The organism is Dactylosporangium sucinum, assembly GCF_014647515.1.
GTDB lineage: Bacteria > Actinomycetota > Actinomycetes > Mycobacteriales > Micromonosporaceae > Dactylosporangium > Dactylosporangium sucinum.
This window is the reverse complement of sequence record NZ_BMPI01000032.1, coordinates 54,432-69,963: the sequence shown is the minus strand read 5'-3', so window position 1 is coordinate 69,963 and position 15,532 is coordinate 54,432. Positions and strand designations below refer to the sequence as shown.

Below are 15,532 nucleotides of genomic sequence, written 5' to 3'. Positions count from 1 at the left end.
CGAGTACCGTACGGCCAGACACGCACCCACCCCGGCGGCGTCGAGGCAAGGAGGAGGCAGGTGCGCTGGCAGTTTTCCCTCGCCCGGCAGTTCCTCGTGCTCCAGCTCGGCATCGTGCTGCTCGTCGTCGGCGCGGTCGCGGCGGTGTCGATGGCCGAGGCCGGCGCCGCGTTCCGCCGCGACCAGGGCGCCAAGCTGCGCTCGACGGCCGAGAACCTGGCCGCCACCGACCTCGTCCGGGCCGGCATGGGCGCGACGATCTGGTACGACTCGCTGGCGGCCAGCGCCGAGACCGCCCGCAGCGTCTCCGGCTCGACCTACGTGGAGTTCGTCGACGCCCACGGGGCGCTGCTCACCGGCCCGCGCCGGGGCCAGCCGGCGGTGCTCGGCGCCAGCAATGCGGCGACCGGCCGGGCCTGGCTCGGCGTCGTGGAGCACGACAGCCCGGTGCTGGAGGCCCACGCGCCCGTGCTCGACCCCCGGGACGGGCGGGTGCTCGGCCTCGTCGTGGTCGGCAAGACGTACCCGTCGCTGCCCGAGCTGCTGGCGACCGCGACCCCGGACCTGCTGACCTACCTGCTGCTCGGCTCGCTCCTGGGCATCGCCGGGTCCACGCTGCTGTCGCGGCGGATCAAGCGGCAGACCCTGGGGCTCGAACCGGCCGAGATCTCCGGGCTGGTCGAGCACCGCGAAGCCATGCTGCACGGCATCAAGGAGGGCCTCATCGGCGTCGACGCCGCCGGGCGGGTCACCCTCGCCAACGACGAGGCACGGCGGCTGCTCGGCCTGTCCGGCGACGTCACCGGCGTCCCGCTGCGGTCGCTGGGGATGCCCGAGGAGCTGCTGACGCTGCTGACGGTCGGGTCCGACGAACCCGACCACGTCGTGGTGCACGAGTCCCGGGTGCTGGTACTCAATCGGATGCCGGTGCTCGTCCGCGGCCGGCCGGTCGGCTCGGTGACCACGCTGCGCGACCGCACCGAGCTCACGTCGCTGGAGCGCGAACTGGACCTGAGCCGCCACACGACCGACACCCTGCGCGCGCAGGCGCACGAGTTCACCAACCGGCTGCACACCATCTCCGGGCTGGTGCAGCTGGGCCAGTACGACGACGCGGTCACGTTCATCCTCCAGGCCGGCCAGCACCAGGACGCGCTCAACCACGAGGTGCAGTCGCGCATCGCCGACCCGGCCCTCGCCGCGCTGCTCATCGCGAAGGCGAGCGTCGCGTCCGAGCAGCACGTGCAGCTGCGCATCGCCGACGACACCGCCCTCGGCCGGACCATGGACGCCCAGCTGTCCGCCGACCTGGTCACGGTGACCGGCAACCTCGTCGACAACGCCGTCGACGCCGCGCAGTCCGGCGGATGGGTCAGCGTGTCGGTGCGGGACCTCGGCGACGCGATCGAGGTCAGGGTCACCGACTCCGGCGCCGGGGTGGCCAGCGAGCACGCCGAGCAGGTCTTCGGCCGGGGGTTCACCACCAAGGCCGCGGACGGGCACCGCGGCCTCGGGCTCGCGCTGATCAGCCGGGTGTGCACCGCCCGCGGCGGCCAGATCACCGTCGACGGGTCGGCGTTCACCGCGCGGCTGCCCGTCGGCGCCGGATCGGCGGCATGATGCCGCGGGTGCTCGTCGTCGACGACGACTTCATGGTGGCGCGGATCCATCAGGGATTCGTCCAGCGGGTGCCGGGCTTCACCGTCGTGGGGGCCGCGCACACCGGCGCCGCCGCGCTGGACGCCGTGGCCCAGCTGCACCCGGACCTGGTGCTGCTCGACATCTACCTGCCCGACATCTCCGGGCTGGACGTGCTGCGCCGGCTGCGCCAGGACGGCAACCCGGTCGACGTGCTGGCGATCACCGCGGCGCAGGACGTCGAGACCATCCGGGGCGCGCTGCGCAGCGGCGTCGTGCACTACATCATCAAACCCTTCAGCTTCGAGACGCTGCGCGAGCGGCTGGAGCGGTACGCCGACGCGGTACACCGGCTGACCGAGGTCCGCCGGGCCGGGCAGGCCGACGTCGACCGGCTCTTCGCCACCCTGCACCCGAGCGACGCGGGCATGCCGAAGGGCCTCGCCCCGGCCACCGCGGAGCTGGTCGTCGCCGTGCTGCGCGACAGCGGGACCGACCTGTCCGCCGCCGAGTGCGCCGAGCGGGCCGGCCTGTCCCGCGTGAGCACCCGGCGCTACCTCGAACACCTCGTCCAGACGGGGAAGGCCGAGGTGCGGCTGCGCTACGGCGGGGCAGGCCGGCCGGAGCACCGATACGCGTGGCGGGGCTGACCACCGGCGCCGGCGTGGCTCGCGGTCACGGCCGCGCCGGCCCGGCGGCCGCCGCCGGGCGGTCCGGGCGGTTCGGACGCTCGGGCAGCGGCGGTGCGATCGAACCGTCGACGAAGATGCCGTGCCACAGGCAGAACGACAGCAGGATCCACAGCTTCCGGCCGTGGTCGGCGTCGCCGCGCTCGTGCTCGTTCAGCAGCGAGTGGGCGTAGTCCAGGTCGATCAGCTGCTTGGCGCCCGACGTCGACAGCAGGTGGTGGGCCCACTCGGCGAGGTCCGTGCGCAGCCAGCGGGCGGCCGGGGTCGGGAAGCCGAGCTTCGGCCGGTCGACGACGAAGTCCGGCACGATGCCCCGCAGCGCCCTGCGCAGCGCGTACTTGGTCGTCCGGCTGTACGGCGGCACCTTCAACCGGGCCGGCAGCCGGGACATGACGTCGAAGACGACCCGGTCCAGGTACGGCACGCGCAGCTCCAGCGAGTGCGCCATCGAGATCCGGTCCGCCTTGGTCAGGATGTCGCCGGGCAGCCAGGTGTTGACGTCGATGTACTGCATCGTCGTGGCGTCGTCGAGGTGGACCGCCTCGGCGTACAGCGGCCACGTGACGTGTGCGTGCCCGATCACCGGCTTGGCCCCGAGAATCCGGGCCTTCTCCTCGTTGCTGATCACCCTGGCGTTGCCGAAGTACCGGGTCTGGATCGGCGTGGTGGCGCGCTCCAGGTAGCTCTTGCCCCGCACGCCGTCGGGGAGTATCCGGGCCACCGCGCGCAGGCCGCGCTGGAGCGGCTCGGCGAGCCGGCTCACCGGCGCCAGGGAGCGCGGCTCGCGATAGATGGTGTAGCCGCCGGCCAGCTCGTCGGCCCCCTCGCCGGACAGCACGACGGTGACGTGCCTCGCCGCGGTCCGCGCCAGGCAGTACAGCGGCACGATCGACGGGTCGGCGACCGGGTCGCCCAGGTGCCACACGATGCGGGGCAGCGCGTCGAGCACGTCCTCCGCCGTGACGACCGTGGGCACCAGGTCGACGTCGAGGTGGCGCGCCGTCTCCTCGGCCACCTCGATCTCGGACGTGGCGCCGGGCGTGTCGAAGCCGACGGTGAAGGCCCGGATCTGTGGATCGACCTCGGCCGCCAGGGCGACGATGCCGGTCGAGTCGATGCCGCTGGACAGGAACGCGCCGACGGGGACGTCCGCGCGCAGGTGGGCCCGGACGCTGTCGCGCAGCGCCGCGCGCAGCTCGTCCACGATCGCGTCGTCGTCGGCGGTCGGGTCCGGCCGGAACGTGACCCGGGTGTACCGGTGCACCAGCGGAGCGCGGCCGAGCGCCCGGGTCAGCATCCCGCCGCCGGGCAGCCGGGCGATGTCCCGGTGCATCGTGTAGGGCTCGGGAACGTACTGCATCGTCAGGTAGAGCGACAGCGCGGTGCCGTCGACCTCGTCGCCCGCGACCTCCAGCAGCGGCGGCTTCTCGCTCGACAGCCACAGCTCGCCCGGCGCCGCCAGGTAGTACAGCGGCTTGATCCCGAACGGGTCCCGCGCGGCGTACACCGTCTCGTTCGCGTCGTCCCACAGGACGAACGCGAACATGCCCCGCAGCCGGCCGAGGGCCGACTGTCCCCAGTGGTGGAACGCGGCCGCGACGACCTCGCTGTCGCCGGCGGTGGCGAAGGTGGCGCCGTGGTCGCGGATCAGCTCCTCGCGCAGCGCCTCGAAGTTGTAGATCTCGCCGTTGAAGACCAGGCCCCAGCGGCCGGCCTCCGGACCTTCCGGCGGGTACCGCAGCGGCTGCCGGCTGCCACCGCGATCGATGATGGACAACCGCTTGAAACCGGCCACCACGCCGTCACCGAGTTGCTCGACGGCGGTGTCGTCGGGGCCGCGGTGGTGCAGCAGGCCGAGCTGCCGCTCCATCCGCTCGAGCGTGTCGGGGGAGATCAGGCTGTCGCTGACGTGGACGAGGAAGCCACACATGGCATCGTTCCCTTTCGTCATCGTGGTGGCCGCGGGCGGCCGTGATGCGCCACGCCATCCAGCGAAACAGCACCCGGCGCCGGGGATGCCCGATTGCCCGGCCCTCGCCCGATTGCTCCCGAAGACGGAGTACCCCCTCGGCCCGGGGTGAGATGGCCCGCGGGTGATCCGGCCCCGCGGCGGCGGCCGCACCGTTTGCAACTCATTCCTCGGGGGTAGCCGCGCGTCCGCCGCCAGGCCGTACGGATGCCGGCGGCAGCCAACTCTTTGCACCGGTGGGAGAGCACGATGCGTTTGTTCCGCGCCCGAAACGGCACCGCCCGTCACGCCAGGCGCGGCGATCCCGCGGGCGCGGCACGGCCGCCGAAACGACCGACCCTGCTGCGCCGCCTGGGCAGGTTCGTGCTGTGCAGCCTCCTCGCGAGCGTGGCGGTGACCGCCGCCGTGCTCCCGCTCGGCCTGCTCGGCGGCTCCGCGGTGCGCACCGGCGTCGCCGTCTGGGAGGCGCTGCCGAAGGAGCTGGGCACGCCCCGGGCGCCGCAGATCAGCTACGTCTACGCCAACGACGGCAAGACGCTCATCACCACGTTCTACGACGAGAACCGGCGGGACGTGCCGTTGACGCAGATCGCGCCGGTGATGCTGCAGGCCGTCGTCGCGGCCGAGGACATCCGGTTCTACGAGCACCGCGGCGTCGACAGCCGCAGCGTCCTGCGCGCGCTGGTGTCCAACAGCAGGGGCCGCAGCCAGCAGGGCGCCTCGACGCTGACGATGCAGTACGTCCGCAACGCGCTCAAGAACGATCCGAGCCTGACCCCGCAGCAGCGCGTCGACGCCGGCGTCGACACCCCGGCGCGCAAGCTGCGCGAGATGCGGTACGCGGTCGAGCTGGAGAAGCACCTGAGCAAACCGGAGATCCTCAACCGGTACCTGAACATCGCCTACTTCGGCGCCGGAGCCTACGGCATCTACGCCGCCAGCCAGACCTACTTCAGCAAGACCCCCGCCGAGCTCACCCTGCCCGAGGCGGCCCTCATCGCCGGGCTGCTGCAGTCACCGGACGCCGACAACCCGGCCACCGGCGACCGGGCCGCCGCGCTGCTGCGGCGCGGCTACACGCTCGACTCGATGGTCAAGATGGGCAAGATCACGACCGGCGAGGCGGCCGCCGCGCGCGCCCAGCCGCTGACGATCAAGCAGACCCAGCCGCCCAACAACTGCGTGGCCGTCCCGCCGCAGCACACCGACTGGGGCTTCTTCTGCGACTACTTCCGGCAGTGGTGGAACAACCAGCCCGAGTTCGGGACCACCCCGTACGAACGCGACGACGAACTGCGGACCGGAGGCTACACGATCGTCACGTCGCTCGACCCCGGCGTGCAGGCGACCGCGCTCGCCCAGTCGCTGGGGGTCTACGGCTACGGCAACGCCCGATCGCTGCCGCTGGCCGTCGTCACCCCCGGCAGCGGCCGGGTCCTCGCGATGGCGGTCAACCGGCACTTCAGCCTGGACCCCAACCCGCCGGAGCATCCGAGCTATCCGAACACGGTGAACCAGCTCGTCGGCGGCGGTGGCGGCGTCGGTGGCTACCAGGCGGGGTCGACGTTCAAGATGTTCACCATGCTCGCCGCGCTCGAGGCGGGCAAGCCGCTGAGCACGTCGTTCAACGCGCCGGGGCGCCTGGTGACCCACTGGCCCGGCAGCGGCGCGGGCAGCTGCGGCGGCCGGTGGTGCCCGGCGAACGCCAGCCCGAGCTGGATGAACGGCAACCGCTCGATGTGGAACGCGTTCGGCCGCTCGGTCAACACCTACTTCGTCTGGCTCGAGGAGCAGATCGGTGTCCGCCGGGTCGTGGACATGGCGAAGCGGCTCGGCATCCAGTTCCGGGCGTCCGGTGACCAGGCGATGGTGGCGAGGGTGGACGACTGGGGCTCGTTCACCCTCGGCAACGCCTCGACCACCCCGCTCGATCTGGCCAACGCCTACGCCGCGGTCGCCGCGGGCGGCCTGTACTGCCAGCCGCTGCCCGTCATCTCGATCACCGACGCGGACGGCAAGGCGGTGAGCGCCGCGGCCCCGAAGTGCCGGCAGGAGCTCGACCCGGACGTGGCGGCGGCCGCGACCGACGCCGCGCGCTGCCCGGTCGGCAAGGGATCGGCGTACGGCAGGTGCGACGGGGGCACGGCCGAGGCCGTGTCCGGGATTCTGGGCGGGCGGCCGATCGCCGGCAAGACCGGCAGCTCCGAGTACAACTCGACGGAGACGTTCGTCGGCTTCACGCCGCAGCTCGCGGCCGCCGCCATCGCGGTGAACGCCGACAACCCGAACGACAACGTCGGCGACGGGGTCTCCAGCGCCGTCAACAGCGCCGTGGCCCAGACGCTGGCGGCCACCCTGCGCTGGCAGCCGGTCCAGGGATTCCCGGCACCCAGCAGGGCGCGGGCGCTGGGTCGCTGACGGAGTCCCCGTCCCGAATCCCCCGCAGGGGCCCGTTTACCGCCGTGGATCCGGGTAGGGCGGCCACCGTAGGCAGCAACGACATCTGGAGGTTATGCACGTGTCGGTCATCCCCGTTCACCATCACCGGCTGCAGTCGCTCGCCGAGACCGGGTACGTCACCCTGAAGCGGCATGCGGGCCAGCTGGATCCGAAGGAGTGGGAGAGCCTCAAGTACCTGGACTGGAAGTCGGGCGGAGACACGAACTTCGCGGTCCTGGCCTCCGCCAAGGGCGACGACGACCCGCGCGGGTTCTGGGAACACGGCCTGCCGGACAAGGGCGGCATATGGACGGCCAACGCCCGGCTCGCACCGACGCTGGTCGACTGGGTGACGTCGGTCGGGGCGAACTTCGGCCGGGTGCGCATCATCAAGCTGCAGCCCTCGGTCGACAAGCGCGAGGTGGTCGAGCGGCACCTGCACCAGGACGACAACAACCGGCTCAACCCGGAGGGTGAGGGGTGGGTCGTGCGGGTCTGGCTGAACCTCACCGACGACCCCGGCAGCTACATGATCCTGCGGGAGCAGCGCGACGACCCGACGGTCGAGCACCGCGTCCCGCTCTCCGGCGGCGCCCAGTTCGTCGTGGACACCGAGCGGCTGTGGCACGCGGCCTACCACCTGGGCCCGCACCCGCGGTACGCGCTCATCGCCAGCTTCGAGTCCGGCCCCGCCCTGCAGACCTGGATGGACGAGCAGCGGTCGCCGGCGGTGGTCCGGCAGGCCGGTCCCGGCGACCGGACGGACGACCCCGCGGTCGCCGGTACCGCCGAGACGCTCTGACGCCCCGGCCGGTCGGGGCGCCGTCCGGCGCGGACGGCACCCCGACCGGCTGGTTCAGGCGGAGTACCCGCGCAGCGCGATCCAGTGCGCGAGCCGGACCGTCGACATCGTGTACCGGCCGACGCCGCGGGCGTCGGCGGGATCGGCGATCGTCACGTTCTGGCCGTCGTCGCTGTAGCCCACGACGGTGAGGAAGTGACCGCCCGGGTACGAGTGGTCGTTGCCGTCGTTGTCGGTCGCGGAGCCCGCGATGTTCGCCACGACGGCGTATCCGTTCGAGACCGCGTGGACGACGTCGGCGCGCAGCTGGTCCGCGTCCGCCTGGCTGGCAGCCTGGGTGCGGATGAAGTGGGACTTGTAGAACGAGCCGTTGGTGAGGGCGTTGAGCGCCCGGGTGGTGTCGTCGGCCGAGTTGGTGCCGTTGACCGTCGTGCCCAGGCTCTGCGCGACCTGGGACTGCGACTGCTGGGCGCCGCGTGCGGACAGCGCGATGCGGGTGGCCGCCGGACCGCAGAAGTAGTAGTTCTCCTGCCACTGGAACTCGTAGCTGAGCGTCTTCGCCGCCGGAGCACTCGGGGTGCTCTGCGCGCTCGGGGTGCCCGCCGCGCTCGTCGTGCTCTTCGGACTCGGGGTGCTCTTCGTACCCGGGGTGGACCCCGCGCCCGAGCCGCCGCCCTTCGCCCCGGTCGCCGCGTCCGGCGCGCCCTGCAGTTGCTGGTTGCGTTGCGCCGGTTGGGCGCCGTCCCGGGACGGCTCACCGGCCGCCGACCAGGCCTGTGCGTCCGACGACGGGACCGCGGTGGCCGAATGGTAGAGGGTGAGGCCACCCGCCGACGCCGCCGCCACGAGAACCGCCGCGGTCGCCACGACGGGCAGCCGGCGCAAGCGCGAGGGCGGGGGCGAGGGGGACTGGGCGGGGGCGAGCGAGTGCCTGGGTTGGTACCGGTAACTCATGAGAACCACGCGGGGGTACGCACGCAGCGCGCTCCTTCCGTTGCCGCCTACCGGGTTAGCTGACGGGTTCGGGCGGGAAGACGGCCCTACCACGCGGCTCGACGGCCTCGCGGACTCACCCCGGAGGTGCTTGGTTCCCCGGCTCGTGTGCACACGACTCAGCGGATCCACCCCGGAGTCACCCCAGGTGGTGACGGTCAGCCCGGGCGGACAGGACGACACTAGCGGGTAGGCAAGGGGGCGTTGAACCCCTGCGCGGGAAAGGCTGCCTCGCCGAGCGCGCGGTGGCCGGCGGCGGTGTGCCCATCGTCTGCCCGCCCGCTCCGCGGACCCGGTCCGGCAGCCGGACGGTGGCGTCCTAGGCTCGCCGGATGTCTCCGGGCGCCGAAGAAGAACAGCAGCTCAACGGTGCCGCGCACAGTCGTGGACCGCTCAGTCTCCAGCGTTACCTGCACCGGTACCGCCGCGGCCGGCACATGGCCGGCACGCTGGTCCTGTACCGGATGTACCGGCTATATCGGCTGTATCGCCGAGGCCGGCACCTGGCCGGCACACCGTTCCGGCTCGCCGTGGTCGGTCCGGCCACCACCCGCACCCGCGTGACGGCGGCGGCCGCCATCGCGATCACGGCGGCCGGCCTCGCCGCGCTGCTGAGCTCGTCCGCCGCGCCGGCCGGTCCGGTCACGGGGGTCGCGCTGATGGCCGACACCGGGCGCACGGCGGGCGGTGGCGGCGTCTCCCGCGACTACCAGCGCGGGTCGCTGCCGTGGGCCGGTCATCCGCGGGCCGTCGCGCCGAGCAAGGCCGCGCCGTCCCGGGCGCCGTCATCGGCGCCGCCGCCGTCGGCAGCGGCTCCGGCGGCGCCGTCACCGACCACGCACGCTCCCGTCGGCGGCCTGAGCCAGGCCGAGATGGACAACGCCGTCGCGATCATCGAGGCCGGCCAGCAGATGGGCCTGCCGCCGCGCGCGTACGTGGTGGCCATCTCGACCGCCCTGCAGGAGAGCCACCTGCGGGTCCTCGCGAACCCGAACGTGCCTGGGTCGACCGACCACCCGAACGAGGGCGTGGGCTACGACCACGACTCCATCGGCCTGTTCCAGCAGCGTCCGAGCTGGGGCAGCGTCGAGCAGCTCATGGACCCGCACGAGTCCGCGCGCCGGTTCTACGCCCGGCTGGTCACGATCCCCGACTGGGCGCAGATGGCCGTCACGGTCGCGGCGCAAACGGTGCAGGTGTCCGCGTTCCCGGACGCCTACGCCAAGTGGCAGCCGCTCGCGGAACAGGTCGTGGGCGCCGTCGCCTGAGCTGCACGCCGAGTCTGAGCCGCCCGGGCCGCTTGTCGCCCGGGCGGTCACTCGCATTCCGGCCCGCGATCGCCCGGCTCCCCGTGACGATCGGGCCATGTCCGTACTCAGGCACAGAACATGACACGGCTGCGCCGCGGCGCGGCGACGCTGATGGTGCTCGCGATGGGAGCACAGTTCGGGCTGTCCGCGTGCGACAGTTCGAAGAAGCCGACAGCGACGAAGGTGACCACGCCACCGGTCGGGTTCACCGTGACCCCCGGCACCGGCAACGCGAGCGTGCCCGTCAGCACCGAGATCGGCACGGAGGTCACCAACGGCAGGGTCACCGACGTCGCCCTCGTCGACGCGACCGGCCGGCAGATCGCCGGGGAACTGCGCGCCGACGGTACCTCCTGGGTGCCCGGCTCGACGCTGCAGTACAACACCCGCTACACGGCGAAGATCACGGCCGTCGGCAAGGACGACAAGCCCGTGACCCACGAGAGCACGTTCACCACGATGGCGAAGCCGAGCGGCGCGGCCGTCACGTCCGAGCTGATCCTGACCAACGGCGCGACCTACGGCGTCGGCATGCCGATCGTCGTCGAGTTCGGCTCCGACGTACCGCCGGAGTCGCGCGCCGCCGTGCAACAGCGCCTCTATGTCAAGAGCGACCCGCCGCAGCCCGGCGCCTGGCGCTGGTTCTCCGACCGCGTGGTCATGTACCGGCCGGAGAAGTACTGGCAGCCGGGCACGAAGATCACCGCGCGGAAGGCGCTCGACGGCGTCAAGATCGGCGACCGCTATGCGAACGAGGACGCCTCCGCGACCGTCACCATCGGGCGGAAGCTCACCATCGACATCGACAACGCGACCAAGATGCTCAGCGTGTACGTGAACGACGCGCTCGTGAAGACGGCGCCGGTCAGCCTCGGCAAGGCCTCGACACCGACGTCGAGCGGCACCACCGTGATCATGTCGCGTGAGCCGTACACGGTGTTCCGCACGCCCGAGTACGTCGCCCCGGTGGAGTACGCGATGCGCCTGACGTGGGGCGGGCAGTACATCCACGCCGCACCGTGGTCGGTCGGGGACCAGGGCCACCGCAACGTCTCACACGGGTGCACCAACGTCTCCACGGCCAACGGCCGGTGGCTGTACGAGAACACGCTCGTCGGCGACCCGGTGACCACGCGCAACACCGAGGTCGGCCTGGATGCCGGCGACGGCTGGACGGTGTGGGACATGCCGTGGGAGCAGTACAAGACCTGAGCGCCCGGCATGACGATCGGCCCGCTGGCAGCGCTCGGGTGCGCGATCGTCGCGGCGATCGGCTACGGGCTGGCGTCACTGCTCCAGGCGATCGGCGCCCGCCGGGCGTCGGGCACGCTGAGGATACTGCGTCAGCCGCTGTATGCGGCCGGGGTCGGTCTGGACCTGGTGGCCTGGCTGATGTCGCTCGTCGCGCTGCGGACACTGCCGGTCTACCAGGTCCAGTCGGTGCTGGCCGGTTCACTGGCGGTGACCGTGGTCGCCGTCCGGGTGTGCCTGCGGGTCCGGCTCCGCCGGGCCGACGTGGCGGCGATCGTCGCGACGATCGCCGCCCTGGTCGTGCTCGCGGTGAGTGCCGGTCCGATGCCGCCGATCCGCGCCACCACCGCCGAGCGGGCCGGCCTGCTGGCCGCGGCCGTCGCGGTCGCGGTGCTCGGGTCGGTGCTGGCGCGGGCCGGCCGGGCGTCGGCGTGCGCGACCGCGGCCGGGTTGGGCTTCGGCGGCGCCGCGCTGGCCGTTCAGGCGGTCAACGTACCGTCGGAAGCGTGGCGGCATCCGCCGGCGGCCGCCGGCCGGCTCGGCACCGATCCGGCCGTCTGGGCGCTGGCGCTGTTCGCCGTGGCGGGAATGCTGCTGTACGCCCGCGCACTGGCGCTCGGCGATCCGGCCCGGGCGACCGCGCTGCTGTGGATCGCCGAGGTCGCGGCGCCGTCCGCCGTGGGGGTCGCGCTGTTCGGCGAGACCGTCCGGGCGGGCTGGGCGCCGGCCGCGGGGCTGGCGCTGCTGGTCGCGATCGGGTCGGCGGCGGTGCTGGCCACCGCCCCGGCGCAGCGGGCGCTGCTCGCCACGTCCGACCGGCCACGGGAGGTGACCCGATGAACGCCGTGGTGGACATGACCGCCGACGCGATCCGGGAGAAGTCGCGGCTCCGGCGGATCCTGCGCCGCTTCGACCTCGTGTTCTTCCTGATCTGCACGGTCGTCGGCCTCGACACGATCGGCGCGGTCGCCAAGAACGGGGCGCAGGGCTTCACCTGGCTGGCGTTCCTCGCCGTGTGCTTCTTCGTGCCGTACGGGTTGCTGATGGCCGAGCTGGGCGCGGCGTTCCCGGTCCAGGGCGGCCCGTACGTGTGGTGCCGGCTGGCCTTCGGCCGGTTCGTCGCCGCGCTGGTCACCGCGCTGTACTGGTGCTCCAACCCGATCTGGCTCGGCGGGACGCTGACCATTCTCGCCGTCTCCGCGTTCGACGCCTTCGTCGCCCCGCTGCACGGCCCGGCGAAGCTGCTGTTCGCCCTGGCGTTCATCTGGTCCGCGGTGGTCTCGGCGATCGTGTCGTTCCGGTTCGGCCGGTGGATACCGAGCATCGGCGCGTTCGTCCGCGTCGCCGTGCTCGGCTTCTTCACCGCCTCCGTCGCCGTGTACGCGGCCCGCAACGGCGTGCACGGCTTCAGCTTCCCCGATTTCGCGCCCGCGTATGCGGGCTTCATCGCCGTGGTGCCGGTGCTGATCTTCAACTACGTCGGGTTCGAGCTGCCCAGCGCCGCCAGCGAGGAGATGCTCGACGCCCGCCGGGACGTCCCGCGCGCCGTCGCCTGGTCCGGTGCCGGCGCGATCCTGCTCTACGGCCTGCCGATCCTGGCGATCCTGCTCGTGCTGCCGACCTCGCGCGTGACCGGCGTCAGCGGGTTCCTCGACGCGGCGAAGGAGGTGCTCACCGTCTACGGCGGCACCGTGCACCCCGGCGGCGGGGTCACCCTGACCGGTGCCGGCAAGGTGCTCGGCGAGCTCACCGCGGCGGCGTTCATCTGGGCGCTGCTGTCCAGCGGCACCACCTGGCTGATGGGCGCCGACCGTGTCCTGGCGGTGGCCGGTCTCGACGGCGCCGCACCGCGGGCACTCGGGCGGATCTCACCCCGGTTCGGTACCCCGGTCACCGTGAACCTGCTCAGCGGCGCCCTGTCGACGGCCGTGATGCTGCTGGCCTTCTGGCTGTCCGGGGGAAGCGCGGAGCAGTACTTCGAGGCCGCGCTCGGCGTCGCCATCTCGACCACGATGATCGCGTACCTGGGCATCTTCCCGGCCCTGGCCCGCCTGCGCCGCACCCACCCCACCGCGCACCGCCCGTACCGCGTGCCCGGCGGTACGCCCGGGGCATGGATCGCCAGCGGCCTGACCACGTTCTGGGCCGCGGCCGCCACCACGTGGCTGCTCTGGCCGGGACTCGGCGTCGACTGGTTCGGCGCCACGGGCCACCCCGACCAGGCGCTGCCCGCCGGCGTCGGCCGCACCGCCTTCGAACTCACCCAGGTCGTCCCGGTGCTCCTGCTGCTCGCCACCGGCGTGCTCTTCTACGTCGCCGGGGCACCGACCAGAGCCCGCGCGGCATCTACCAGGTCGGCTCAAGGTCGGGACTGCGGTCCACCGGCCGATGGGGCAGGAAGATGCTGATCGGCGGCCGCAGGTACTCGGCGTCGGTCACCTGCGCGCCCCACTCGGTGGCGGTCGCCGGGTCGCCCGCCTCGCGCACCGTGTGCACGGACAGGGCGGTGCCCGGCGCCGCCCCGTGCCAGTGCCACTCGCCGGCGGGAACGACGACGAGGTCGTCGGCGCGGATCTCCTGGATCTGCCCGCCGCGCCGCTGCACCCGACCGGCACCGTGCAGCACGCGGATCACCTGCTCGTGGTGGCACCGATGCCACGCCGTGCGCGAACCCGGGCTGAAATGGGCGCCGAATGCCAGCAGGCCGCCCGGCTCCGGCCCGCCCGGGTGCTGCTCGATCCACACCACGCCGTGGTACCAGCTCGGTGAGCCGGGCGTGCCGGCCCGCGCACGGACAACGTTCAAGGATGCCTCCGCGGTGATGGCCGGCGCCCGTCGGCGCCGGCACGACTGCGCACCGCAATTGCCAGTACGGCGGATCCGAAACCCACGCCCTCGTGTGAAATCAGTCCTCGTCCCCGAACGCCAGCCGCCGGGCGTCCCCGCGGCCACGCACCCGCGCGATCAGCCGGGGCAGGTGCGGCAGGCCGAGCGCGGCGACGGCGAGCAGCAGCAGGATCAGCGTCAGCGGCCGGCGCACGAAGATGGTCAGGTCGTTGTCGGACAGCAGCAGCGCCCGCCGGAACTGGATCTCCATCATCGGCCCCAGGATCACGCCGAGGATCACCGGCGCGACCGGGAACTCCAGGTGCCGCATGAACATCGCGATCACCCCGATGGCCAGCGCGATGAACACGTCGACGACGCTGCCCGACACCGCGTACACACCGAGGATCGCGAACACGACGATACCGGTGTACAGCAGCGGTTGCGGGATCTGCAGTACCTTCACCCAGATCCGGATCATCGGCAGGTTGAGGGCCAGCAGCAGGACGTTGCCGACGAACAGCGACGCGATCAGTCCCCAGACGAGGTCCGGCGACTTCTCGAACAGCTGCGGGCCGGGGGACAGGTCGAAGTAGCCGAACGCGGCCAGCATGACCGCCGCGGTCGCCGACGTCGGGATGCCCAGGGTGAGCAGCGGCACCAGCACGCCGGAGAACGAGGCGTTGTTCGCCGCCTCGGGCCCGGCCACGCCCTCGATCGCGCCGTTGCCCCACTCCTGCTGATGCTTGGAGCGCCGCTTCTCGACGGTGTAGGACAGGAACGTCGGGATCTCGGCCCCGCCGGACGGCAGCGCGCCGAACGGGAAACCCAGCGCCGTGCCCCGCAGCCACGGCCGCCACGAGCGGGCCCAGTCCGATCGGCTCAGCCACGCGAACCCGCGTCCGGGCGGTTCCAGCGGGGTCACGGTCGCCGGGAGGTCGCGCAGCCGTGAGGCGATGTAGAGCGTCTCACCGATCGCGAAGAGCCCGACGATGATGGTGACGACGTCGATACCGTCGAGCAGCTCCGGCACGCCGAAGGTGAACCGGGCCTGGCCGGTGAGCGAGTCGATGCCGATCAGGCCGAGGAACAGGCCGAACGCGAGCGACATCAGCCCCCGCACGATCGACGAGCCGACCATCGCGGTGACCGTCACCATCGCCAGCACGGCGAGCGCGAAGTAGTCCGACGCCCGGAACGTCACGGCGAGACTGGCCATCGGCGCGGCGACGAAGGTCAGCAGCACCGTCGAGATCGTCCCGGCGACGAACGAGCCGATGGCGGCGGTGGCCAGGGCGGCGCGTGCCCGTCCGCGACGGGCCATCTGGTAGCCCTCGATCGACGTCGCCACCGAGGCCGACTCGCCGGGCGTGTTGAGCAGGATCGACGTCGTCGAGCCGCCGTACATGGCGCCGGCGTAGATTCCGGCGAACATGATGAGCGTGCCGGTCGGGTCGTCCAGCCGCAGCGCCACGGGCAGCAGCAGCGCGATCGTCAGGGCCGGGCCGATGCCGGGCAGGACACCGACGAGCGTGCCGATGGTGACGCCGACGGCCGCGTACAGCAGGTTCTGCGGGGTGAGCACCGTGCCGAACCCCGCGAGCAGATCCATGAC

12 protein-coding genes and 1 riboswitch are annotated in these 15,532 nt (G+C 72.5%); of the genes, 8 read left to right on the top strand and 4 right to left on the bottom strand.

Annotated elements, in window-relative coordinates; genetic code table 11:
- The first annotated feature begins 60 nt into the window (after positions 1-60).
- Both IEZ31_RS29575 and IEZ31_RS29570 read left to right on the top strand, forming a co-directional pair.
- Positions 61-1,620 (top strand): sensor histidine kinase, encoded by a 1,560-nt coding sequence (locus IEZ31_RS29575; RefSeq protein WP_229835961.1) that lies wholly within the window; start codon positions 61-63, stop codon positions 1,618-1,620.
- Positions 1,617-2,288, top strand: coding sequence for a response regulator (locus IEZ31_RS29570; protein ID WP_229835960.1), 672 nt, complete (start codon positions 1,617-1,619; stop codon positions 2,286-2,288). The genes IEZ31_RS29575 and IEZ31_RS29570 overlap by 4 nt, the downstream gene beginning before the upstream one ends.
- A 25-nt stretch (positions 2,289-2,313) precedes the next feature.
- On the opposite strand, the gene asnB is transcribed toward IEZ31_RS29570, so the two are convergent.
- Entirely contained in the window at positions 2,314-4,257 is a 1,944-nt protein-coding gene (asnB, locus tag IEZ31_RS29565) for an asparagine synthase (glutamine-hydrolyzing) (protein ID WP_190253285.1), read from the bottom strand.
- Positions 4,258-4,545: 288 nt separating this feature from the next.
- Between asnB and IEZ31_RS29560 the strand changes: the two genes are divergently transcribed.
- Both IEZ31_RS29560 and IEZ31_RS29555 read left to right on the top strand, forming a co-directional pair.
- The gene (locus IEZ31_RS29560; RefSeq protein WP_190253284.1) at positions 4,546-6,714 is read left to right on the top strand and encodes a transglycosylase domain-containing protein; all 2,169 of its coding nucleotides are present in this window, start codon (positions 4,546-4,548) and stop codon (positions 6,712-6,714) included.
- A gap of 100 nt (positions 6,715-6,814) precedes the next feature.
- Positions 6,815-7,537, top strand: coding sequence for a hypothetical protein (locus tag IEZ31_RS29555; protein WP_190253283.1), 723 nt, complete (start codon positions 6,815-6,817; stop codon positions 7,535-7,537).
- 54 nt (positions 7,538-7,591) lie between these two features.
- Here the strand turns inward: IEZ31_RS29555 and IEZ31_RS29550 are convergent, their stop codons facing one another.
- The gene (locus IEZ31_RS29550; RefSeq protein WP_229835959.1) at positions 7,592-8,491 is read right to left on the bottom strand and encodes a C39 family peptidase; all 900 of its coding nucleotides are present in this window, start codon (positions 8,489-8,491) and stop codon (positions 7,592-7,594) included.
- 29 nt (positions 8,492-8,520) lie between these two features.
- Positions 8,521-8,665: riboswitch (cyclic di-AMP (ydaO/yuaA leader) on the bottom strand.
- A 197-nt stretch (positions 8,666-8,862) separates the two neighbouring features.
- Between IEZ31_RS29550 and IEZ31_RS29545 the strand changes: the two genes are divergently transcribed.
- From IEZ31_RS29545 to IEZ31_RS29530, 4 genes are all read left to right on the top strand, one after another.
- A complete protein-coding gene (locus tag IEZ31_RS29545; protein WP_190253281.1) occupies positions 8,863-9,798 on the top strand; it encodes a hypothetical protein in 936 nt (311 codons plus the stop codon).
- 120 nt (positions 9,799-9,918) lie between these two features.
- A complete protein-coding gene (locus IEZ31_RS29540) occupies positions 9,919-11,052 on the top strand; it encodes a L,D-transpeptidase (protein ID WP_190253280.1) in 1,134 nt (377 codons plus the stop codon).
- Between the two features lie 9 nt (positions 11,053-11,061).
- Positions 11,062-11,931, top strand: a complete 870-nt coding sequence (locus IEZ31_RS29535) for a hypothetical protein (RefSeq protein WP_190253279.1) — start codon at positions 11,062-11,064, stop codon at positions 11,929-11,931.
- Entirely contained in the window at positions 11,928-13,499 is a 1,572-nt protein-coding gene (locus IEZ31_RS29530; protein WP_229835958.1) for an APC family permease, read from the top strand. Before IEZ31_RS29535 ends, IEZ31_RS29530 begins: the two co-directional genes overlap by 4 nt.
- On the opposite strand, the gene IEZ31_RS29525 is transcribed toward IEZ31_RS29530, so the two are convergent.
- On the bottom strand, positions 13,438-13,896 hold the full coding sequence (locus IEZ31_RS29525) for a cupin domain-containing protein (protein WP_190253278.1): 459 nt from the start codon (positions 13,894-13,896) through the stop codon (positions 13,438-13,440). The genes IEZ31_RS29530 and IEZ31_RS29525 overlap by 62 nt on opposite strands.
- A 100-nt stretch (positions 13,897-13,996) precedes the next feature.
- Entirely contained in the window at positions 13,997-15,529 is a 1,533-nt protein-coding gene (locus tag IEZ31_RS29520) for a tripartite tricarboxylate transporter permease (protein WP_229835957.1), read from the bottom strand.
- Positions 15,530-15,532 lie beyond the last annotated feature (3 nt).